We start from the raw sequence: 22,551 nt of genomic DNA on the forward strand, positions 1-22,551 counted from the left end.
TCATTCCTTTCGTAGACGTGCTTTTGATGTTCTGCCGGCAACCGCCACCGCAATAAGCAGCAGCGCCCACGTGAAGACCAAGCTGAGCAGGGACAGTGCGACTTGCAACTGGCCGTCGGTGGCACCGGACTGTGCGAGCCAGACCGGGAAGGTCGGGAAGATCAGGATTTTCGCGATCGTGTACTCGCCCATAACCAGAGCGAAGGCGAGGAAGGCGCCGTTGAGGATCGACGTGCGCAGAGCTGGGAGTACTACTCGCCAAAGCACGGTCGGCCACCGCGCCCCTAGGTTCTGGGCGGCCTCCACCAGGACTGTCACCTTCGAGCCGCGAAGTCCCGCGTCGAGGCTGCGAAAGGTGAACGGCAGGGCGACGACGACATACATCAGTGCGAGCACCAGTGGAAGCGACTTGTCTTGTAGCGCAGTGAAGAGCGACGAGATTTCGACGTACTCACTGCCGTTGCCCCAGCCGAGTACGCCGCGCACACCGACCACCAGGGCCACCGGAGGGATCACCAGCGGCAGCAGAGAGAACGCCTCGACGTAGCTGCGCATCTTCGGCAGCCTGAGGTGCACGATCAGCATCGTGGGCACCATGATCCCCAGCGTGATCGTCACCGCGATCACGCCGAGTAGTAGGGAACTCGTCATCGAGTCGGTGAAGCCGGGTGCGGAAAAGATTCGGGTGTATGCCGCCAGGTTGAGGCCGTCGGCGCCATCCACCGTGAACCAGAAGGCAACCAGCGCCGGACCGAGGAAGTAGATGGCCGCGATGGCGAGGACGATGCCGCGCCAATAGCGCACGGGTGGGGCGTTTTTGCTTGTGCGACGGCTTTTTCCGGATGCGACCGCACTATCGGCGATGTCGGACTTGGGTGCGTCGATCACTGCAACCATCGTGAACTCCTTCGCTGCATCAGCTGGTAGAGCAGGGTCAGGGGAACTACGACCACGATCATCGACAGTGCCAGGGCGGAGCCCAGATTCTCCTGTCCGGCAAGAACATTGCCGGACAGGGCACTGTCGATGCGCAGCGGCGTGATCGACAAGGTGCCGTTCGTGAGCGCCTCCGCCGTTGCGAACGAGGAGAATGCGGTGCAGAACAACAGCGCGAGGCTGCCGAGGAAGTGGGGCAGCAGGGCCGGGCCGGCGACGTAGCGCCAGTAGTGCCAGCCCTTCGCACCGAGGCCCTCAGCCGCCTCGCGCCACTCGGGGCGCAGGCCCTCGAGAGCCGGTGTGATGGTCAGGACCATCAGCGGGATCAGGAAGTACAGATATACGAACTGCACGCCGCTCTGTGAGTACAGGTCCAGCCTCAGGTCCTCGCGCAGCGACACCCCCAGGTGCTCCCGAACGAAGGAGGTGAGCACGCCGGCGTTGCCGATCGCCGCGACGAAGAGGAAAGCCAGGGGCAGTCCGCCGAAGTTGGCGAGGACGGCAGCACTGGTGGAGACCGTCCGCTGCAGCACGCCGCCGCGACTGGTGACTACCGCGTACGCGAGCACGAGGCCGAGCGCTGCCGCGATTACGGCGCTGATCAGCGACATCTTCGTACTGTTCCACAGTGCGTCCAGATACGGACCACTAAGCGCCGCAGTCATATTCGCGCCGCCAAAGGTGCCGACGCCGCCGTCGTCCTTGGCTTGGAAGGCAGAGTAGGCAATCACTGCGGTGGGAAGGATGAAGAAGACCGCGACGTAGCCGAAGAACGGCACCAGTCCCAGTCGACTCCACAGTTGAGTCGAACTGCTCTTCGTCTCGAGCCGGGTCGACGGTGGGCTCGTAGTTCTCATTACTCGACCGCGCCGGCCCAGGTCTGCGTCATCGTGTTCTTCGCAGCGGTGGACATTGCGTCCGTGGGGAATTCAGCTTTCACAGTGACGGCGGGCAGGTTGCCGGCGAGTGCCGGGTCGACGGTTCCGGCTTCTTCCATAGCCGGGAGACGCGCCGGGCGTGCGTATCCGGCGAGGTAGCCGTTCTGGCCCTCGTCGCTGTAGAGGTACTCCTGCCACAGGCGCGCGGCGGCGGGGTGCGGGGCTGTCGCGCTGACGGCCTGCGCGTAGTACGAACCGATGGTCGCGTCACCCGAGACTGCGACGGTCCACTGCACACCGGAGCTCGCCAGATCCTCGGTCTTCGCGGCGTTCAGGTAGTCCCAGTCGACGACGATGGGGGTCTCGCCGGATTCGATCGTCGCGGCGGTGGCCTTGACCGGGACGTAGTTTCCGGCGGCCTTGAGTTTGCCGAAGTATTCGATGCCGGGCGCAATGTCATCGACGGAGCCACCGTTGGCCAGGGCAGCCGACCAGACGGCCATCAGGGCTGAATTGCTCTTGAGGGGGTCGCCGGTCAGTGCGACCTTGCCCTTGTATTCGGGCTTGGCGAGGTCCGCGAACGACTCCGGACACACCTCGACCTTGGCCGCGTCGCAGCCGATCGAGATGTAGCCCCCGTAGTCCGCGTACCAGTCACCTTTGGCGGCTTTCTGCGACTCGGGAATGCTGTCCCAGGTTTCTACTTTGTACGGGGCGTACAGGCCCTCTTCAGCTCCGCTGATGGCGAACGCAGTACCGACGTCCACTGCATCTGGCGCGCGGTCCTGGCCGGCGAGGGACTTGATCGCGTTGACCAAGTCGGCGCTGCTGGCCTCCGGGTTGTCTACCGTGACCGCGATGCCGTACTTGGCGCTGAAGTTGTCCATCAGGTTGCCGTACCCGGCCCAATCACGGGGCAGGCCAATGAGATTCAGAGAGCCCTCCTCCTGTGCGGCGGCGATCAGGGCGTCCATCCCGCCGAGATCGGCAGCCGATGTCGCCGACGCTGCAGCAGTAGCGGGCGCATCACTCTTCTTGGTGCAGGCAGTTCCGGTGAGGGCCACTGTGCCTACCAAAAAGATCATTCCCGCTGTTCGAATCGTTGTACTACGCACGATGGACTCCAATCTGAATTCGCGTTCGCTGCCAGGTGGCAATCACGCGAAACAGACTTTGCGCGAGCAAGTTGTATAGCCAAGATATTCATCGGGTCTGCAAGATGAACGAGGACTGAACGTATCGAGTCCATCAGCCAACTGAACTGGCGCGCGTTGACGCTGCAGCGGTTTCCCAGTCGTCTTCGGACCCGCGGTAGGAGCTACCTCAGCGCGGCTCGGCCCGGAGCGCACCGAGGACCGTTTCCAACACCACGACGGCGCCAGGCTTGTCCAGCGGATCGTTACCGTTGCCGCATTTCGGTGACTGAATGCACGACGGACAGCCGGTCCGACACTCGCATGATTCGATGGCATCCTTCGTCGCGGCCAGCCATTCTCGGAGCGCGCTGTGCCCCCGGTCGGCGAATCCTGCACCGCCGTCGTAACCGTCGTATACGAAGATCGTGGGTAGCCCGGTGTCCGGGTGCAGGGCCGTCGATACGCCGCCGATGTCCCAGCGATCGCAGGTTGCGATGAGCGGAAGTAGGCCGATGGCAGCGTGTTCCGCGGCATGGAGTGATCCCGGGAATCGTTCCGCCGGTATCCCTCTGGCCTCGAGTAGCTCCGGTGTGATCGTGTACATCACCGCGCGTGTATCCAATGTCTGTTCGGGCATGTCGAGATCGATGGAATCGAGGACCTCGCCGGAGTGCAGACGTCGAAGATAGCCGACGACCTGATGGGTGACGTTCACCTGGACGAGTGCGGTGGTCACCTCGCCGAAATCCTGCTGCGAGTGCACCGCCGTGACCGCGATGTCGGTTCTCTCGCGGGCAGAGGTACTCCAGTCGGGCTGCTCCGGGTGGACGAGTGCGATTCCGTCCTCGAGATCCAGCTCGTCGACGACGAACGATTCACCCTGGTGAATGTGGACGGCGCCGGGATGCGCTGTGGCAGGGGCTCGGCCACCATCGACGGTTCCGAGCATGCGACCCGAGCCGCCGTCGACGATGGCGACCTGAACGCCGATGCCGCCGCGGATGTTCACGGCGGCATGCGGAGTCATCTGCTGGCCCTCGGGTGTGATGAACCATCCGTGTGGGCGTTTGCGAACCAGCCCGTCGGCAGCCAGGGCGGTGAGCACCGACTCGGCCTGAAGCTCCGCTGCCTCGTCGGCAGTGATCGGTAATTCTGCTGCAGCGCACAGTATTTGCGGGCGGAGGATATACGGGTTGGTCGGATCGGTGACCGTTGCCTCGATGGGCTTGTCCAACAGTGCTGCGGGATGGTGAACCAGGTACGTGTCGAGTGGATCGTCGCGGCCGACGAGGACGACGAGAGATCCCTCTCCTCGCCTTCCCGAGCGGCCGGCCTGCTGCCAGAACGAGGCGACGGTCCCGGGAAATCCTGCGACGATGACAGCGTCGAGACCGGCGATGTCGACGCCCAATTCGAGAGCGTTGGTGGTGGCGACCCCGAGCAAAGTGCCGTCGGAAAGATCCGACTCCAATTTCCGTCGATCGTCCGCGAGATATCCAGCACGATACGCGGCAACCCGAGCGGGTAGGTCTCGATCGACGTCGGCGAGCAGGCGTCGAGTGCCGAGAGCGGTGACCTCGGCTCCTCGCCTGGATCGGACGAATGTCAGTGTGCGAGCGCCTTCTATCATGAGGTCGGCCATGATGCGCGACGCTTCAGCGCCTGCCGACCGGCGAACCGGCGCCCCGTTCTCGCCCGTGATCGCTTTCAGCAGCGGCGGTTCCCACAGTGCCACTGTGCGAGGGCCGTGCGGAGATCCGTCCTCGGTGACCTGTGCGCAGTGAGCGCCGACGAGGCGGGTGGCCGCTGCTCCCGGATCGGCCGTCGTAGCACTCGCCAGAACGAAGGTGGGTGTGGCACCGTAGCGCGCGCAGATGCGTCGAAGGCGCCGAAGTACCAATGCGACATTGGAACCGAAAACGCCACGATAGTAATGGCATTCGTCGACGACTACGAATTTCAAGTTCCGCAAGAATCTCGCCCACCGCTCGTGCGCGCCGAGAATTCCGATGTGCACCATGTCCGGGTTCGTGAAAATCCAGCGTGCATTGGCGCGGGCCCACTGTCGGGTTTCGATGGGCGTGTCGCCGTCGTACGAGCTCGGGAAGACCTCACTCGATTCCGGTGCTTCGGTGCGTAACTCGTCGGTGATGGAGATGGTGCTGCGGAGTTGGTCTGCGCCCAGAGCCTTCGTCGGTGCCAGATACAGTGCCGTCGCGCGGGGCTCGTCGAGAAGCGTCGACAAGATCGGCATCTGGTATGCCAGTGACTTTCCCGATGCCGTACCGGTGGACAAGACGACGTGCTGACCGCCGATGGCGAGTGTCGCGGCGTGAGCCTGATGGCTCCACGGTCGGGTGATTCCTCGGGAAATCAGCGTGCGGCTTACTTCGGGCTTCAGCCACGACGGCCAGTCGACGAATTGCGAAGCCCGCCCCGGCAACTCCGCGATGTGGGTCAACGGGTCCTCACCGGAGGGGGTGCCGGCGAGCACTCGGTCCAGTAGTGCGCGACCGTAGCTCTGCTGTGGAACCGGTTGGGTCACGTGCTCTCCATACTTGAAAATCGAACGAACAGCATACATTTACGAGGGCTACGACCTGCGGTTTTCATGCTATCGGTCAGCAGGTCGATCACCTGCAGTGGGACGGTATCGCTGCTGGTGAAGGCACGCGACGGTGTCGTCGGTCGGCTCTGTGGTCATCAAGATCGACAAAATGTTCGGAAAGTGCGCATTCCGACTGTTGCGATTGCTGGGAACATGGTTCACTTGCCTTGGTCGCAGCTTCTGTGTTCGTTTCACGTTCACAGAAACTAATGTTGCGAACGGTGTGCTTTTCAGAGCGTTTCCTGAAGGGATCTCTGTTTTGCAGGGGTTCCTCGCGAGGGGGATTCAGGAAGTACAACGGTCGGAACCGGCCCGGCGGACTGTATGCGCTGTCCGCCGCATCCGGTGTTAGAAAGAGAAGGAACAGCATGGCACAGGGAACTGTGAAGTGGTTCAACGCCGAAAAAGGCTTTGGATTCATCGCACCAGAGGACGGGTCCGCTGACGTCTTCGTTCACTACTCCGAGATCCAGGGCAACGGATTCCGTACCCTCGAGGAGAACCAGCGCGTCGAGTTCGAGGTCGGCCAGGGCACCAAGGGGCCTCAGGCAACCGGAGTTCACGCGGTCTGATCGACAATCGCCCGCACTGCGGGTCGAGTCGACAATCGTCATCCCCCTCTTACGTTCCGCATTTTCTGCGAACGGCAAGAGGGGGATGAGTTGTTTTCGGGCAGACGCGTCATCTGCTCGGGCGAAACGCGCACATGAGGCGTCGGTTCTACCGGCAATGTCCTACTGTCCACACTGTGAACCAGCTGTCGTTCTTCTCCGCCGAGTCGTTGCCCCCGTCGGTGACCGACTTGAGCGGACTGCTGGCGTCGACCGGACAGGTCGTCGTGTCAGCTGCGGGCGCGCGTATCTCTGTCGTCGTCGACAGTGAATGGCGCGCCGAGGCGATCGCAGATCTGATCGCCGAGTGCGGGTTGGTCTCGGACTCGAGTCGGTCGGAGGAAGGTCGTCCACTAGTTCGTACGGCATCGGTCGCGGACCTGGCAGCGCTGGCCTCTCTGTGGACCAAGGGCGCGGTGAAGGCGATGCCACCCGGCTGGGTTCCTGGATCCCGTGAGTTACGGGCCTGGGTTCTGGCCTCCGGCAGGCCGGAGGCGGAGGGCGAACGTTACGTCCTCGGCCTCGATCCGCACGCTCCGGAAACGCATGCCCCGCTCGCGCAGGCCTTGATGCGTGCCGGAATCGCGCCGACCCAGATCGGCACTCGCGGTCCGATGCCGGGCCTGAGAATTTCCGGGCGCAGGCGCATGATGAGGCTGGTCGAGAACGTAGGCCCCCCTCCGGAAAACGCGGACGCTCGTGCCGGCTGGCCGCGCGCCGACTAGGTCGTTCAGAAGCCGATCTGCGAGAATTTCGACGGCGTATGTCACTCTGTTACCAGGCGGACCGAAAGAAAATGTCGGATTCGACCGGTAAAAATGCACACGGAGTGCTTCGAGTCAATGCAATAGGAAAGGTTCGGCAACAAGGTGGCAACACGGAATAACGGCACGGGGGACGGGTCCACCGGCAGCTCTGTTGAGCCGCGCCGTCTTGTCATCGTCGAGTCCCCGACCAAGGCGAAGAAGATTGCCCCGTACCTCGGTCCGAACTACGTGGTCGAGGCATCCGTCGGGCACATCAGAGACCTCCCACGTGGAGCGGCCGACGTGCCTGCCAAATACAAGGGTGAACCGTGGGCCAGGCTCGGCGTCGATGTCGATCACGACTTCGAAGCTCTGTACGTAGTGTCGCCGGAGAAGCGAAGCAAGGTCGCCGAGCTCAAGAGCCTGCTCAAGGACGCCGACGAACTCTACCTGGCCACTGACCCTGACCGTGAGGGTGAAGCCATCGCATGGCACCTCCTCGAGACCCTGAACCCGAAGATCCCGGTTCGACGGATGGTGTTCAACGAGATCACCAAACCAGCCATTCTGGCAGCGGCCGCCGACACCCGTGAACTCGACCAAGACCTCGTCGACGCGCAGGAAACCCGACGAATCCTCGATCGCCTGTACGGCTACGAGGTCAGTCCGGTCCTGTGGAAGAAGGTCATGCCGAAGCTCTCGGCGGGCCGTGTCCAGTCCGTCGCGACTCGCATCATCGTGCAGCGTGAGCGTGACCGGATGGCGTTCCGCACAGCCGAGTACTGGGACATTTCGGCGACACTCGACGCCGGAGCCGATGCGGCACCGCGCAGTTTCGGTGCCCGTCTGGTCAACGTCGATGGCAATCGTGTCGCGTCGGGTCGAGACTTCGGAGCCGACGGCAAGCTCAAGACCGACGCCGTGACCGTTCTCGACGAACCACGTGCGCGCAGGCTCGCCGACGCACTTCAAGGCGTCGACCTGACCGTCGCGTCTGCCGAGGACAAGCCGTACACCCGCAAACCGTACCCACCGTTCATGACCTCGACGCTGCAGCAGGAAGCCGGCCGCAAACTGCGTTTCAGCTCGGAACGAACCATGCGCGTTGCGCAGCGGTTGTACGAAAACGGCTACATCACCTACATGCGTACCGACTCCACGAACTTGTCGGAGTCCGCGATTGCAGCCGCACGGGCTCAGGCAACCGATCTGTACGGTGCGGAATACGTCCATCCGTCGCCGAGGCAGTACACACGCAAGGTCAAGAACGCGCAGGAGGCGCACGAGGCCATCAGGCCTGCGGGTGACGTCTTCCAAACGCCCGGCCAGCTTCATTCGGCGCTGCAGACCGACGAGTTCCGTCTGTACGAGCTGATCTGGCAGCGCACGGTCGCATCGCAGATGGCGGATCTTCGCGGCACGACTCTTACTTTGCGCATCACCGGAACAGCAGGCACCGGCGAAGAGTGCACGTTCTCCGCGGCTGGTCGCACCATTACTTTCGCAGGCTTCTTGAAGGCCTATGTCGAAAGTGTCGACGACGAGGCCGGCGGCCAGTCCGACGACGCAGAATCCAGACTCCCTGCGTTGAAGGCCGGGCATGCGGTGACCGCTACCGCGCTCGATCCGGATGGGCACACCACCAACCCGCCGGCACGGTATACCGAGGCTTCGCTGATCAAGACCCTCGAAGAGCTGGGGATCGGTCGACCGTCGACGTACGCCTCGATCATCAAGACCATTCTCGACCGCGGATACGTCTACAAACGTGGCAGCGCATTGGTGCCGGCGTGGGTGGCGTTCTCGGTCGTCGCACTCCTCGAGACGCACTTCGGTCGACTCGTGGACTTCGACTTCACCGCCGGGATGGAAGACGATCTCGACGCCATCGCCGGTGGTCGCGAACGTCGCGGTGATTGGCTCAACAGCTTCTACTTCGGTGGCGACACCGGCGCCGAAGGTTCTGTCGCGCGTTCTGGCGGACTGAAGAAGATGGTCGGCACCAACCTCGAGGACATCGACGCTCGCGAAATCAACTCGATCAGGCTGTTCGACGACAGCGAGGGACGCGAAGTTCACGTACGCGTCGGCCGCTACGGTCCCTATCTCGAGCGGATGGTCCGCAACGACGACGATCCCGATGGGGATCCGATCTCGCAGCGCGCCAACCTGCCCGACGACCTTCCCCCCGACGAGCTGACGCTCGAGTTCGCGGAAAAGCTGTTCGCGACCCCGCAGGAGGGCCGCAAGCTCGGCGCCGACCCACTCACCGGCAACGACATCGTCGCGAAAGAAGGCCGTTTCGGTCCTTACGTGACGGAGATACTGCCCGAGCCGCCGGCCGAACCGACACCTCCCGAGCCGGACATCGTTCCGATTCCGCAGGGCGAAGACGGTGGCGGCGGCACCAAAACTGCAGTCAAGAAGGCTGCCGCGAAGAAGGCGCCCGCCAAGAAGGCCGCGAAGAAGGCCGCCGGCCCGAAGCCGCGCACAGGCTCACTACTCAAGTCGATGGACCTCGCGACCATCACGCTCGACGACGCGCTCAAGTTGCTGTCGCTGCCGCGAGTGGTCGGCGTGGACCCCGAGTCGAAAGAGGAGATCACCGCTCAGAACGGCCGCTACGGCCCGTACCTGAAGAAGGGCACCGACTCTCGTTCGCTCACCGACGAGGAACAATTGTTCACCGTTACGTTGGAAGATGCGCTCAAGATCTACGCTGAACCGAAGCGTCGCGGACGTCAGGGTGAGGCGAAGCCACCGCTCCGCGAGCTCGGGATCGACCCGGTCAGCGAAGCGCCGATGGTCATCAAGGACGGCCGATTCGGACCGTACGTGACCGACGGTGAAACCAACGCCAGCCTGCGCAAGGACGACGACGTCGCCGACATCACCGACGATCGTGCGTCGGAGTTGCTGGCGGACAGGCGTGCTCGTGGCCCGGTGAAGAAGAAGGCCACCAAGAAGGCGACGACCAAGAAGGTCACCGCAACGAAGACTGCGGCCAGGAAGGCACCGGCGAAGAAGGCTGCAGCCAAGAAGGCGCCCGCGAAAAAGGCCGCGGCGAAGAAGGTTGCCGCAAAGAAAACCGTCGCGAAGAAGACGCCGCCGGCTGAGGGTTAGCCGCCTGCCCCTTTTTGCTTGAATGGTCCATTCATGTTCTCTGCCAACGCGAATGGACCATTCAAGCTATCTGTCATCTTGAATGAACCATTGAGGCGACGGGTCCGAAAGTTGTAGACATCCGCCATGTGCGTAACCGCCCCGGCTGCTCAATCGGCGGTGACTACGCCCGCCAGAAAGATGTCGATACCCGCGAGAAATTGTTCACGGTCGTCGTGTTCGCGTAGCTGCGGTGATACCTGATGCAGGAACGGAAACTTCGCGGGATCGAGCTGTGTCCACCGATCGGCGATACTGCCGAGGAATGTCGATCGGTCGGTTTCCCTGGTGAGAAGCTTTGCGACCGCTGCATGTTGGGCCGCAAGTCCGATGATGTAGTTCAGTACCGCGGAGACCGCGTCGAACTGTGCGTCTTGTGGAACTTTCAGTGCCCGAAGCTGTCGGCCGATCCCGTCGATGATCTGGGTGACAGCCGGTTGCCAGGGTTCGCCGGCCAGTTGGGTGCCCGCCCATGGGTGGGCGTCGATGGCGTCGAACAGTCCCGAGGCCATCGCGCGGATTGCCTCTCTGGGGTCTTCCTCGCCGACCGTCACTGTCACTGCGTGGGTGATGACGTCTTCGGTGGCTGCGGTAAGTAGGTCGCGTTTGTTGTCGATGTGCCAGTAGATCGCGCCGCTTCCGGTGCTCAGGCGGAGGGCGAGCGCGCGGAAGGTGAGCGCTGCCTCGCCGTCGGCGTCGAGGATGTCGATCGCGGCCTCGACGATGCGTTCCTTGGAGAGCTTCGGTTTGGTGGCCATGCCCTATCTTGACATGTTTGGAACGTTGTTCCATCATTGTGGAACAACGTTCCATAGAAGGGGTAGGACTTGAAATTCCAAGTAACCATCGTCGGCGCGGGGCTAGGCGGGCTCGTCCTCGCTCGCGTGCTCCACACGAACGGGATCTCCGCGGTCGTCTATGAGTCCGACGCCTCCCCTCAGGCCCGCACCCAGGGCGGGCAGCTCGATATTCACGTCGCCGACGGGCAGGCGGCGCTTGCCGAGGCCGGTCTCACGGACCAGTTCCAGGCGATCATTCACGAGGGTGGCGAAGCGACGCGTGCGGTCGACGCACAGGGCGTGGTGCTGTACGAAGACAAGGACGTCGGCAACGGAACCCGCCCCGAGGTTCTTCGCGGCGATCTCCGACGAATCCTCATCGAATCCTTGCCCGACGGCACTGTTCAGTGGGGAAGGAAGCTCGCGGGCGTCACGTCCCGCGGTGACGGCACGCATGAACTGGCATTCACAGACGGGTCGACGGTTGTCACTCCATTTCTCGTGGGCGCAGACGGTGCCTGGTCACGGGTGCGGCCTCTACTCTCGGATTCAATACCGGAATACTCCGGCGTTACTTTCGTCGAGACCTATTTGACCGACGTCGACGAAAGGCGCTCTGCCGCCGCCGCGGCCGTCGGCAGTGGTGCGATGTTCGCGCTCACCCCCGGTAAAGGGATTTCGGTGCACCGCGAGGCAGGGGACATTCTGCACACCTACGTTCAGCTGAAGCGATCCGAGGATTGGATCGCCCAAATCGACTTCTCCGACGACACCGCACCGCGCCGGATCGCAGCCGAATTCGAAGGCTGGGCACCCGAACTCACTTCACTGATCACCGATGGTGAGGCCCCGCCGGTTGCGCGGATGATCTACACGCTCCCGAACGAGCACCGATGGAATCGCGTTCCTGGTGTGACGCTCCTCGGTGACGCGGCGCATCTCATGCCGCCATCCGGCGACGGCGCGAACCTGGCGATGTTCGACGGTTCCGAGCTGGGGAAGTCGATCGCCGCACATCCGGGTGACATCGAGGCAGCGCTGACGGCCTACGAGGGGGAGCTGTTCCCGCGCAGCGCAGCAGTCGCCGCCGAGGCACACGAGACGTTGGATCTGGTTATCGGCGACAGCGCACCCTTCGGGCTGATCGAGCTCATTTCGGGTGCAAGCTAGCACTAGCACTAGCACTGGCGCGGGCCCAATGCCGGCAGTGATGGGAGCTCTTGGGTGTTCAGTACTGTTGTCTGCCAACGTGAATGGACCATTCAAGCTATCTGTCATCTTGAATGAACCATTGAAGCGGATGGGTGCCGACCGAACATGACTGGGTAACGCTGGAACCAGCGGGGCGTTCGCTACGTCCAAGTGGGTGTGAGGAAGAAACTAGCTGCAGCTGCATGCTGTCTACTCGTGTTGTCGGGGTGCGCTCGATCGGTCGAGGGTAAAGCTGTCGTCGAGGACCCGTGGCATGGGCAAGGCCAATCGAGTTCGGCGACGCCGCCGACGACCGAGGCGGTAACTTCTGCGGAGTTCGACCCATGCGATTTCGACGAAATCACGCTGACGGTAGCGGTAGGGGTGGATCCGGAGACGGTCGTGCCGATGTCGGGCGGGTGCGTCTGGACGGGTGAGGATGTTGCGTTCACTGCCACGGTCAAGGCAGGACTGCCGCTGGATTCGATCGAGACGACATCCGGCATCACCGATTTGTCTTCCATCGACGTAGGCGCGCGAACAGTTCAGATCTTCGTGTTCAAGGGCGACTCCTGTGTGGCCTTGGTCGATATCGACGGCCGAGCACTTCAGCTGACGATGATGGAGAAGGACTTCAGCTCGTTCTGCATCAGATTGAGGGTGGCGACGAGAATGCTTCTGGAGGACATCTAGGTCGGGTGGCCCGTTCATCCGGCAGTACCGCGATCGTCTACGGCGTCGTAGTCGACGACTAGGATCACCACCCATGGCAGGAGTATTCGATCGGCTGATCGGCCAAGAGGACGTCGAGTTGCAGCTGACCACTGCAGCCGTCGGTGCACGCAATGGCGATACCGGGTCCGCCATGACTCACGCCTGGCTTTTCACCGGGCCTCCCGGCTCGGGTCGTTCGGTGGCCGCACTGTGTTTTGCCGCAGCCCTCCAATGCACGTCGGAAGGTTCACCGGGCTGCGGCGAGTGCCATGCCTGTTCGACGACGATGGCAGGAACCCACGGCGATGTTCGACGCATCATCCCGCAGGGGCTGAGCATCAGCGTCAAGGAAATGCGCGACATCGTCTCGATAGCGTCCAGACGTCCGAGTACCGGCCGGTGGCAGATCGTCGTGATCGAGGACGCCGACCGGCTCAGCGAGGCCGCCGCCAACGCGCTGCTCAAGGTCGTCGAGGAACCGCCGACGCGGACCGTCATGCTGCTGTGTGCGCCGTCGACCGATCCGGAGGATATGTCGGTGACACTGCGGTCGCGCTGCCGCCACATCCCATTGGTGACGCCCACCGCGTCGGCCATCGCAGGAGTGCTGCAGACACGCGACAAGCTGGACCAGAAAACAGCGGAGTGGGCCGCGTCGATCAGTGGCGGGCATGTCGGCCGCGCTCGACGTCTCGCCAAAGACGAGGATGCCCGTGCTCGACGGATGCGTGCGCTCGGGCTCGCATCAGCCGCCGCTCGCCCCACACAGGCTTATCTTGCAGCCGAAGAGATGGTGAAGGCCGCCGAAACGGAAGCAGCGGAGATCAGCGCTGCGCTCGACGGCGTCGAGATGGAGGAGCTTCGCACCGCATTGGGTGCAGGCGGCACCGGCAAGGGCGCCGCGGGCGCGCTACGCGGGTCTGCAGGGGTCATCAAGGAACTCGAAGCGCGGCAGAAGTCGCGCCGCACCCGCAACGTGCGCGACTCGTACGACCGAGCGCTGATCGATCTCGCCGGCCTGTACCGCGATGCGTTGGCCCGCTCGTACGGGTCGACGGCCGTACTCAATCACCCCGACATGGCCGAACAGATCGAACGGATGGCCAAAGGTGCCTCACCGGAGGCGCTTCTGAAGAGCATCGAGGCCATTCTGCGCTGCCGCGAGTCTCTGGCCCTCAACGCCAAACCGAAGTTCGCCGTGTACGCCATGGTGGCGTCGTTGGGTTCGGCGCTGCGCTGACCCCATCGCCTGGGTGTTTCATCGAGGCTGGCCCATCGCTTCAATGGTTCATTCAGGCTGACAGATAGCTTGAAGTGGCCATTCAAGCAGCCGATTTTCATTTGGGCGGGATGCTCCGTTAGACTCACGATCGCCGAAAGGCACGCCGCCTTAGCTCAGTCGGTAGAGCATTTCACTCGTAATGAAAAGGTCAAGAGTTCGATTCTCTTAGGCGGCTCCGAGACGGAAAGCCCCTCACCAGCAAGCCGGTGAGGGGCTTTTTCGTGGGTCGACCCGGGCACGGCCAGATCGGCCGGCGACGTCGGAACGCGGTCGCCTGACATATTCGGACCTCCGATACGGCTTGTGTAGCCAATCGCCAAGCTGTGACCGAGGGCAGGGACACACCCACCAGTCGGCTCTACCCGCCTGCTTCGCTCACGAGGCGCGGTTTCAGCTGTGAAAACCATGGAGGGCACATTCGGGCCGAAGAGCCCTCTCGACCACGGCAGGTTCGCCCTGATCGGGGCCGTATCCGATCAATGTCGTCGATATTGGCGGCTATCCCGTCAATATTTCGACAGGAAACGATTCGAAGCCGATGGCCCGTGCGAGTCTCGAGCGATGAGACATTCAGTGATACTCGGGCACCGTGGGGCCGTATCGGCAACCCCACGGCCGGCGCGAAACACCGAAAAGCACAAGCTTTCCGTTGCAACAGGATTGGCGGGGTTGTCGCTCGACGCGATGGCCTCGGTGTCGTATGGCCCCGAGGCCATCGTGCTCGTTCTCGCCCTCGCCGGTGGTGCCGGTATCGGGTTCACTTTGCCGGTGACCATCGCGATCGCGGTGTTGCTTGCGGTTCTGGTGGCGTCGTACCGTCAGGTGATCGCTGCGTTTCCCCAAGGTGGTGGTGCCTACGCCGTCGCGAAGAAGCATCTGAGTCCTCGTGCAAGCTTGGCGGCCGCCGCGTCGTTGATCGTGGATTACACCCTCAACGTCGCGGTGTCGATCGCCGCTGGTGTGGCGGCTTTGACCTCGGCTTTCCCCGCACTGCTTCCTTATACGGTCTGGATTGCGCTGGCGATACTCGGTGGGATCACTGCGTTGAACCTACGTGGAATCGCGGAGTCGGCGCGGGTGTTCATGCTCCCGACTGCGATCTTCGTCGTGAGTATCTTCACCGTCATCATTGCGGGACTGTTTCGTGATCAGCCCGCCGCGGTCGCGACTCCGTTTCTCGCCGACAATGCACATTCGATCGGTATTCTTCTTCTCCTCAAGGCATTTTCGAGTGGCTGTGCTGCACTGACAGGTGTCGAAGCGATCGCGAATGCGGTACCGAGCTTCAAGACGCCTCGGGTGCGCAATGCTCAGCGCGCCGAGGTCGTCCTTGGAATTCTGTTGGGCACCATGCTGATCGGGCTCGCGGTGCTGATCGAGAAGTTCTCCTTGACGCCGGTGCACGGTACGACGGTCCTATCGCAGCTCACCTCCGCATCACTCGGAAATGGTGTGGGCTACTACGTCGTGCAATTCTCCACGGTGATACTGCTTGCACTGGCCGCGAACACGTCGTACGGCGGACTTCCCAACCTGATGCGGCTTCTCGCCGAGGACAATGTGCTTCCGCATCGCTTCAGTCGGAAGTCGCGACGCGAAGTCTTCACCTACGGCGTTCTGTCCCTCGGTGGCGTAGCGGCACTGCTGCTCCTCGCCTCCGGCGGACACATGAACACGTTGGTCCCGCTGTTCGCCATCGGAGTGTTCATCGGATTCACCCTCGCTCAGTTCGGCATGGTGCGGCATTGGCTGGCCGAGCGCACTCCAGGCTGGAAGTGGCGCTTGGCGCTCAACGGTTTCGGTGCACTGCTGACGGCCGTGGCCGCTGTGGTGACCACCGCAATGAAGTTCACCGAGGGAGCGTGGCTGATCGCGTTTGCCCTGCCGGCACTGATCCTCGGGATGGAACGCATTCGAGGTGCGTACACGCACATCGGCACACGACTCACTACCGTCGACGGGGTCGAGACCTCCCGCGGCGTCCGAGTCGAACCTGCTGTGCTGGTTCCGGTAGCGGAACTCACGGCACTGTCCGCTCGGGCGATGGCTGCAGCGACTGCTATGTCTTCGGAGCCGATCGCGATTCACGTCTGCATGGGCGACGAGTCGACGGCCGACTTCACACAACGCTGGGAAGCCCGCTACCCGGATTCGCATCTGATCGTCATCGACGACACCGAAAACTCGGTCGGGTTGTCCATTGCCCGGTACATCCGGACCCACTTCCCGCATCAGGAAACGTTCGCGGTGGTGGCCACCATCGACCCGGCCGCCAGATGGCACAAGTTCCTGCCCAGCCAACGTACCGACGAAATCGCCGGTGTACTACGCAAACACACCGAAGCGGTGGTGTGCCAGATACCGGTCCGCATCGATCCTGCAGACCGATACCGCCCCTTGCGCGCCTGACGACCAGGTCGCCGCCGAGAACCTCTGCGAATCGGCGCGCTACCGCCACCCGAGTGCTGGGGCAACTTCGGTGAGTAGCGCGTCGAGGACGTGGGCGCAGTAGTCGACGCCCAGTTGATTGGGGATGGTCAGCAGCAGGGTATCGGCGGCAGCGATGGCCTCGTCCTCGGCCAGGTCCGCGATGAGTCGATCAGGCTCTCCGGCATATGTTTTGCCGAAGCGGGCTTTGCCGCCGTCGAGGTAACCCACTTGGTCTCGGCTGGTGCCTTCGCGGCCGAAGTAGGCGCGGTCGAGATCGCTGACGATGGGAAAGATACTGCGGCTGACCGAGACCCGGGGTTCGTGTGCGTGGCCTGCGTCGGACCAGGCTTTACGGAATCGAACGATCTGCTCGGCCTGGAGTTGATGGAACGGGACTCCGGTGTCTTCGCTGAGGAGTGTCGAACTCATCAGGTTCATGCCCTGCTCGGCAGCCCATTCGGCGGTCTGCCGCGTGCCGGCCCCCCACCAGATTCGGTTGCGCAGGCCCGCGGAGTGCGGCTCGAGGCGCAACAGTCCGGGAGGATTGGGGAACATCGGCGACGGATTCGGTTCGGCGAATCCCTTGCCTTCCAGTAGCTCGAGGAACTGTCGGGTGCGCGCGCGAGCCATCGCCGCGTGGTCGGACCCGTCCGGCGGCGTGTGCCCGAAGTAGCAGTATCCCTCGATGACCTGCTCGGGCGATCCCCGGCTGATCCCGAGCTGAAGCCGGCCGCCCGAGATGAGATCCGCGGAACCGGCGTCCTCGGTCATGTAAAACGGGTTCTCGTAGCGCATGTCGATGACACCGGTGCCGATCTCGATCTTGCTCGTTTTGGCACCGACTGCCGCGAGTAGCGGGAACGGTGAAGAAAGTTGGTTGGCGAAGTGGTGGACGCGGAAGTAGGCACCGTCGGCACCCAGTTGCTCGGCAGCAACGGCGAGATCGATGGATTGCAGTAGGACGTCGGAGGCCGATCGAGTCTGCGACTGCGGATTTTCCGTCCAGTGGCCGAAGGACAAGAACCCGATGTTCTTCATACGCGTCTACTTCCTCGAAGTCCGGTAAAAGATGAATGCAATCCCCAACATACACAGGTTAGGTTCTAGCTTCAACCAAAGTTACTCACAGCCTTGTAATTCAGATTTACCCTTCTCTAGCAGGGGTAATGGTGACGAGCTTCAGATCTATCCACAAGCCATCCACAGCCTGAAGGCCTTGGTCCTCGAGTTATCCACAGTTTCATCCACACCCTGTTAGTGCATATGTTCGAAACAGAAATATCGGCAGGTATCGAGTGGAGTTTTCGCACTAAACGGCATGACGCACCTGCCGCACTCGCGACACAAGACCCCCAGCGACTACGGCTTGGCCGATGAACAGCGCGAGAGGCAGCATCAGCAACTCCCATCCTGTCGTGGCGAAGTAACCCGCCCAGAGAACGATCGCGAAAGCGATTGTGCAGGTGATGATCTGACCTGTGGCCATAACTGCGGTTGCGTACTGGCCGCCGCGCACCACGCGCGGAAGAGCGATCGCCCCCGCGACTGCTCCGATCAGGGAAGCAGCTACGCCGACCACCGTTGGAAACACCACCATCAGCTCGAACAGCGGCCCCGGTTCGATCACACCGGAGACCACCAGTTGAGGTACGCAGTACAGCAAGACCAACACCGTGCACAGCACCGTGAGGGCCGAAAGGTACGTCAGTGTCACCTTCACGATCAGGTCGCTTTTCGCACAGTTCGATGCCAGGCACTCGTCATGCCCCACGATCTCATGCTTCGAGTGGACACCCGGTCGGACTCAGAAATGCTTTCGCAACCGCATCCCGAAAGGGCGACCGTCCGGATCGACGAACAACCTGTATGCCAACGATGCGAGCCGTTGCTGCCACTCCGGTGGCACCTCGATGTTGTGTGCGCGCAACCTCCCCGCAGGCCGTGGTGTCGCCCCCGGTGCGCGGTGCCAGGCGTCGAGACGATCGGCACTCGCACCGACGACGTCGAAGAACGAGCCGGGATCGAGAAGATCCGCATCGTCCCCCGGCGCGCGATCGAGGTGCTCACGTATCAACTCGAGGCGTAGTGAACGTGCGAATAACCGGGCATGATCGCCTTGACCGCCCGGGTCGATCGGCTCGCGTCGGTCGACGTCTTCGTCGATGATCGCGGCTGTCAACTCCGAATCATGCGTCCACGAGCGGCGATTGAAGTTGTCAGAGCCCACGGCCGCCCACACGTCGTCGATGATGCAGACCTTCGAATGCACGTACACGGGTATGCCGCGGTCATTCTCCAGATCCAGCACCAATACTCTCTCGCCGCCCGCGTCACGAATGACATCGAGCGCCGCCGAGTGACCGAGCAGCGCCGACGGGATGGTGATCGCGCTGTCGTCGTCGAGATGCTTCGGTACGACGATGACGAGGCGAAGATCGGGTGAACGCCGCAGTGCAGCGGCGAAGACCCGCGCGACGTCGACGGACCACAGGTACTGATCCTCCACGTACACCAGCTGGCGAGCGCGACGAAGGGCTTTCGCATACGCGCGCGCGGCACTGCGCTCACCCTTGGTAGCGAACGGATATGCCGGTCGGCGGCGGGGGTACGTCCGCAGTAGCTGCACGGAGCACGAGCCCAGCGGATCGGGGCCGGCAGGCGAATCCGGGAGCTCCGAAGGCTCGCGCGTCACTCCCCGGAGAATATCGGGTAGTGCGTGCCAGGGCAGCCGCGACAAGGCAGCCGGGTCCTCCCAGCGTTCTCGAAACACATCCTCGACGTCGCGGACTGCGGGGCCCTCGAGCTGAACCTGCATGTCGTGCCACGCGGGAGTCTCGCCGTACTCCGGCGGGAAGGGCCGACTGACGGGGTCGCCGAAGTGATCGGCGTCGTCCCGCCGGGCGCGTGCGAGATCGATGCCCCCGACGAACGCGACGTCCGGACGGTCTTTGCCGACGTAGCGAATGACGACGAACTTCTGATGATGGCTTCCCAGCATCAGTACTCGCTGGTCGAGGATGACCTCGCCGCCAGACTCTTCCAGTCGCTTGGCGAGCTGGCGGTTCTTCGGTCCCGTGAACCCGAGAGTCTCGATGTGCGAGCGCCACACCATGCCCTTGACGATCCCGCCGCGCTCGGCGACGCCGGAGAGTGCATCGTCGACTGTCTCGCCGTCGTCGGTGAGGAGCTGCTCGGGATCGCCGCGCCAATCGGTGAAGAAGACCAGGTCGTCACGCCCCGCTTTGGACAAGGCCTCGGCCAGATGCGCGAAGTAAGTCTTCCCATGCACAAGCGACGTGACGCGATTGCCCTCGGTCCACGCCGCGATCCGGGTATCGGGATTGTCGCGTTCCTCGGCGCTCAGAAACCACGGATGGGCCGAATCGAAACCGCGAACCTCGTCGTCGAGGGCGGTGATGCTGCGTCCGAGTCGCTTCGCCACCACGTCGATCATGCGGCGTGCCCGCTGCGTCATCACGCACGAGATTCTGTCAGAGCCCGCCGCGAGATGCCTCATCCGGTGTGCCGCCGTCCCGGGTCGGTCTTGCTCAGGTCGTCGGGTTGAACTCGGGCTGATCGACGATGCGTAACCATGACCCGTCGGGCTGCCGCTGTACGACCTGCGCACGTGCGCCTGCTCCGTCCTTCGGTGCTGTGGACGTCAGCGCAATGTCACCGTGAAGGAGCGTCGGGAGGCCGTCCTCCGCTTCGAAGTGCGGACCGTGTGCAAGAACCGATGCCCACAGTTCTTCGATCGCGACGCGTCCGACGGTTGTTTTTCCTGTGGGATAGGCCATGACTGCATCCTCGGCGTACAACGCGGCGACCCCTTCGGCATCGCCTGCGTTGGACCGCTCGACGAAAAGTCGGGTGATGTCTTCCGGGGTGAGTGCTTTCTCTCGTGTCATGTCTCCAGGTTGCGCGTGCGCGAACCAGAAGTCCAACAGATTGTAGCGATCGAAACTAGAATTCCAAGTTATGGAGTTACGTCAACTGGAATACTTCGTGGCAGTAGCGGAAGAGGCGAACTTCACCCGTGCTGCGGAACGGGTGAAGGTCAGTCAGTCCGGCATCAGTGCCCAAATCCGTGCACTCGAGCGCGAGGTCGGCGCACAACTGATCGATCGCAGCAGCCGTGTCGCGACGCTCACGGTCGCAGGCAAGGCAGCGATCGAACATGCTCGGACCGCCCTGAAATCTGCTGCAGACCTTCAGGTTTCCGTCGACGAGGTCCACTCGCTGGTTCGGGGCCGCGTAAGCGTCGGCATGGTGACTGCGTGCACCGTTACCCCGATGTTCGACGCGCTGGCCGACTTCCACTTCGAGTATCCCGGCGTCGATATCTCATTGGCCGAGGGTAATTCGGACGATCTGATCGCAAAAATACGATCGGGTGCACTCGACCTGGCCCTCGTCGGCACCGCCTCGGCCCCACCCGAGGGGCTCGATTCGTTGGTCATCATTGCCGAAGGACTTGCAGCGTGCGTCCCCCCACAACACCCACTCGCATCCGAGATCACAGTGAGCCTGAGGCAGGCCTCCGCTCATCGAATCGTCTGCCTGCCCACGGGCACCGGAATTAGAGCGGTCTTCGACGACGCCTGCGCAGACCAGGGCATCGTCGCCGACATTGCGTTCGCCGCGAGCGCCCCAGCTGCAGTCGCGGACTTGGCCGCGCGCGGCATGGGCGTCGGGATACTCAGTCGATCTATGGCATCTGCCTTCACCGATCAGTTGATTGCAGTGCCGATATCCGGCCTCACCATCGACGCTGTTCTCGCTCTGGTGTGGTCGGACAGGCCGAGCGCAGCAGTAAAGGAACTGGTCGCCGGCATGCGAAGACGTTTCGCTTAGCTGATGCTGAGCCGCCGGGCCAGCCTCAGTTCAGCGAGGTGATGTGCTCGCGGGCGAACGGGATGCGGTCGTCGAGACGTCCCTGCTGAACCTTGTTGACCCATTCGGGGTCGGACAGTAATGCCCGGCCGACGGCGACGATGTCGAACTCTCCGCGCGCGAACTGCGCGAGCAGTGGGTCGAGGCTGGTTGTTGCGGCGGTGGAATCCTTGCCCCACGCACCGGTGAATACCTGGTCGAGGCCGACCGAACCGACTGTGATGGTCGGCAATCCGGTGATCGACTTCGTCCAACCGGCAAGTCCGCGTTCACCTTCCACGCCGGACAGCTCAGGGAAGGCGGGCTCCCAATGACGTCGTGTAGAGGGGTGCAGAACATCGACACCGGCGTCGACCAGCGGAGCGAGGATGCGTTCGAGTTGCTGGGGAGTCTGGGCCAGGCGGGCATCGTAGTGTCCCGATTTCCACTGCGAGAATCGGTAGACGATCGCGAACTCCTGCCCGACGGCAGCGCGAATGGCTGCGACTACCTCGGCAGGGAATCGGGTACGGGCTTCCAGCGAACCGCCGTATCCGTCTTCGCGAGTGTTGGTCTGCTCCCACAGGAACTCATCGAGAAGGTAACCGTGTGCACCGTGAAGTTCGACGCCGTCGAATCCGGTCTTCTTGGCGTTGACCGCGGCATCGACCCAGAACTGCTTGTGCTCTTCCAGATCGGCGTCGGTGAACGCTCGGCCGACCGGCGAGCCGTCGAGAGCGATTCCTGACGGGCTGACGGTGACGACGTCGGGGTTGAACCTCGGCGTCGCGCCTCGTTCGACACCGAGATGCCATAGCTGAGGGATGATCGCGCTGCCCTCGGCGTGTACTGCGTCGACGACGCCTTTCCAGCCTTCGAGGCTTTCGTCGCCGTGGATGTGGGGGACTCGGGAGTCCGGGCCTGCTGCCGGGTCGGGGATCAGCGTGCCCTCGGTGATGATCAGCGAGGTTCCACCTGCGGCCCGCTTGCGGTAGTACTCGGCGACATTTTCGCGGGGCACTCCGCCTGGAGAGAACGCGCGTGTCATCGGTGCCATCGCGAAGCGATTGCGCAACTTCAAGGACTTCACCTCGATGGGGGTGAAGAGTCCGGCTGCGTCAAGGTCGAGGTCGAGGTTGCTCACTGCGGGTTGGGTCACGTAGCGGTCCAACTACTAGGGCGTGGCCGCTATTCCTTCGGGCGGCA

The 22,551-nt window shown here is 62.9% G+C and carries 18 protein-coding genes and 1 tRNA gene; 9 read left to right on the plus strand and 10 right to left on the minus strand.

All coding sequences use genetic code 11. The features are described 5' to 3' along the window. The 4 genes from ABIB36_RS07530 to ABIB36_RS07545 all read right to left on the minus strand — a co-directional run bounded on the left by ABIB36_RS07530 (position 1) and on the right by ABIB36_RS07545 (position 5,495). On the minus strand, positions 1–897 hold the full coding sequence (locus tag ABIB36_RS07530) for an ABC transporter permease (RefSeq protein WP_084345604.1): 897 nt from the start codon (positions 895–897) through the stop codon (positions 1–3). Then, positions 885–1,715 carry an ABC transporter permease gene (locus ABIB36_RS07535; protein ID WP_218775706.1) on the minus strand — a complete coding sequence of 277 codons (831 nt, stop codon included), beginning with the start codon at positions 1,713–1,715 and terminating at the stop codon, positions 885–887. Before ABIB36_RS07535 ends, ABIB36_RS07530 begins: the two co-directional genes overlap by 13 nt. A gap of 77 nt (positions 1,716–1,792) precedes the next feature. After that, on the minus strand, positions 1,793–2,929 hold the full coding sequence (locus tag ABIB36_RS07540) for an ABC transporter substrate-binding protein (protein ID WP_256895486.1): 1,137 nt from the start codon (positions 2,927–2,929) through the stop codon (positions 1,793–1,795). Positions 2,930–3,137: 208 nt separating this feature from the next. After that, positions 3,138–5,495, minus strand: a complete 2,358-nt coding sequence (locus ABIB36_RS07545; protein ID WP_354559945.1) for a DEAD/DEAH box helicase — start codon at positions 5,493–5,495, stop codon at positions 3,138–3,140. 431 nt (positions 5,496–5,926) lie between these two features. Between ABIB36_RS07545 and ABIB36_RS07550 the strand changes: the two genes are divergently transcribed. The 3 genes from ABIB36_RS07550 to topA all read left to right on the plus strand — a co-directional run bounded on the left by ABIB36_RS07550 (position 5,927) and on the right by topA (position 10,038). Further along, complete coding sequence (locus tag ABIB36_RS07550; RefSeq protein WP_084345600.1) at positions 5,927–6,130, plus strand: cold-shock protein; 204 nt, start codon at positions 5,927–5,929, stop codon at positions 6,128–6,130. Between the two features lie 176 nt (positions 6,131–6,306). Then, entirely contained in the window at positions 6,307–6,894 is a 588-nt protein-coding gene (locus ABIB36_RS07555; protein ID WP_084345599.1) for a hypothetical protein, read from the plus strand. A 144-nt stretch (positions 6,895–7,038) separates the two neighbouring features. Then, positions 7,039–10,038, plus strand: a complete 3,000-nt coding sequence (topA, locus tag ABIB36_RS07560) for a type I DNA topoisomerase (RefSeq protein ID WP_354559942.1) — start codon at positions 7,039–7,041, stop codon at positions 10,036–10,038. Positions 10,039–10,187: 149 nt separating this feature from the next. Here the strand turns inward: topA and ABIB36_RS07565 are convergent, their stop codons facing one another. Beyond that, the gene (locus ABIB36_RS07565; RefSeq protein ID WP_084345597.1) at positions 10,188–10,835 is read right to left on the minus strand and encodes a TetR/AcrR family transcriptional regulator; all 648 of its coding nucleotides are present in this window, start codon (positions 10,833–10,835) and stop codon (positions 10,188–10,190) included. A gap of 69 nt (positions 10,836–10,904) precedes the next feature. Here ABIB36_RS07565 and ABIB36_RS07570 point away from each other — a divergent pair, with 69 nt between their 5' ends. The 5 genes from ABIB36_RS07570 to ABIB36_RS07590 all read left to right on the plus strand — a co-directional run bounded on the left by ABIB36_RS07570 (position 10,905) and on the right by ABIB36_RS07590 (position 16,452). Next, positions 10,905–12,026: an FAD-dependent oxidoreductase gene (locus ABIB36_RS07570; protein WP_354559939.1), complete on the plus strand. Its 1,122-nt coding sequence runs from the start codon at positions 10,905–10,907 to the stop codon at positions 12,024–12,026. Positions 12,027–12,224: 198 nt separating this feature from the next. After that, the gene (locus ABIB36_RS07575) at positions 12,225–12,740 is read left to right on the plus strand and encodes a DUF3558 domain-containing protein (protein ID WP_179142181.1); all 516 of its coding nucleotides are present in this window, start codon (positions 12,225–12,227) and stop codon (positions 12,738–12,740) included. Between the two features lie 73 nt (positions 12,741–12,813). Next, positions 12,814–14,001, plus strand: a complete 1,188-nt coding sequence (locus ABIB36_RS07580) for a DNA polymerase III subunit delta' (protein WP_084345594.1) — start codon at positions 12,814–12,816, stop codon at positions 13,999–14,001. 144 nt (positions 14,002–14,145) lie between these two features. Then, a tRNA-Thr gene (locus ABIB36_RS07585) sits at positions 14,146–14,218 on the plus strand. Between the two features lie 386 nt (positions 14,219–14,604). Further along, on the plus strand, positions 14,605–16,452 hold the full coding sequence (locus ABIB36_RS07590; protein ID WP_354559937.1) for an APC family permease: 1,848 nt from the start codon (positions 14,605–14,607) through the stop codon (positions 16,450–16,452). A gap of 39 nt (positions 16,453–16,491) precedes the next feature. Here ABIB36_RS07590 and ABIB36_RS07595 read toward each other — a convergent pair whose 3' ends face one another. From ABIB36_RS07595 to ABIB36_RS07610, 4 genes are all read right to left on the minus strand, one after another. Then, positions 16,492–17,511, minus strand: coding sequence for an LLM class flavin-dependent oxidoreductase (locus ABIB36_RS07595; RefSeq protein ID WP_354559935.1), 1,020 nt, complete (start codon positions 17,509–17,511; stop codon positions 16,492–16,494). A 271-nt stretch (positions 17,512–17,782) separates the two neighbouring features. Beyond that, complete coding sequence (locus ABIB36_RS07600) at positions 17,783–18,193, minus strand: hypothetical protein (protein WP_354559933.1); 411 nt, start codon at positions 18,191–18,193, stop codon at positions 17,783–17,785. An 84-nt stretch (positions 18,194–18,277) separates the two neighbouring features. After that, positions 18,278–19,948, minus strand: coding sequence for a phospholipase D family protein (locus tag ABIB36_RS07605; RefSeq protein ID WP_354560216.1), 1,671 nt, complete (start codon positions 19,946–19,948; stop codon positions 18,278–18,280). A gap of 73 nt (positions 19,949–20,021) precedes the next feature. After that, positions 20,022–20,381, minus strand: coding sequence for a YybH family protein (locus ABIB36_RS07610; protein ID WP_084345898.1), 360 nt, complete (start codon positions 20,379–20,381; stop codon positions 20,022–20,024). 70 nt (positions 20,382–20,451) lie between these two features. On the opposite strand from ABIB36_RS07610, the gene ABIB36_RS07615 reads away from it, so the two are divergent. Further along, a complete protein-coding gene (locus ABIB36_RS07615) occupies positions 20,452–21,327 on the plus strand; it encodes a LysR family transcriptional regulator (protein ID WP_084345591.1) in 876 nt (291 codons plus the stop codon). Positions 21,328–21,352: 25 nt separating this feature from the next. On the opposite strand, the gene ABIB36_RS07620 is transcribed toward ABIB36_RS07615, so the two are convergent. Beyond that, the gene (locus ABIB36_RS07620) at positions 21,353–22,504 is read right to left on the minus strand and encodes an NADH:flavin oxidoreductase (RefSeq protein ID WP_354559931.1); all 1,152 of its coding nucleotides are present in this window, start codon (positions 22,502–22,504) and stop codon (positions 21,353–21,355) included. Positions 22,505–22,551 lie beyond the last annotated feature (47 nt).

The sequence above is a fragment of the Rhodococcus sp. UYP9 genome (assembly GCF_040547235.1).
Lineage (GTDB): Bacteria > Actinomycetota > Actinomycetes > Mycobacteriales > Mycobacteriaceae > Rhodococcoides.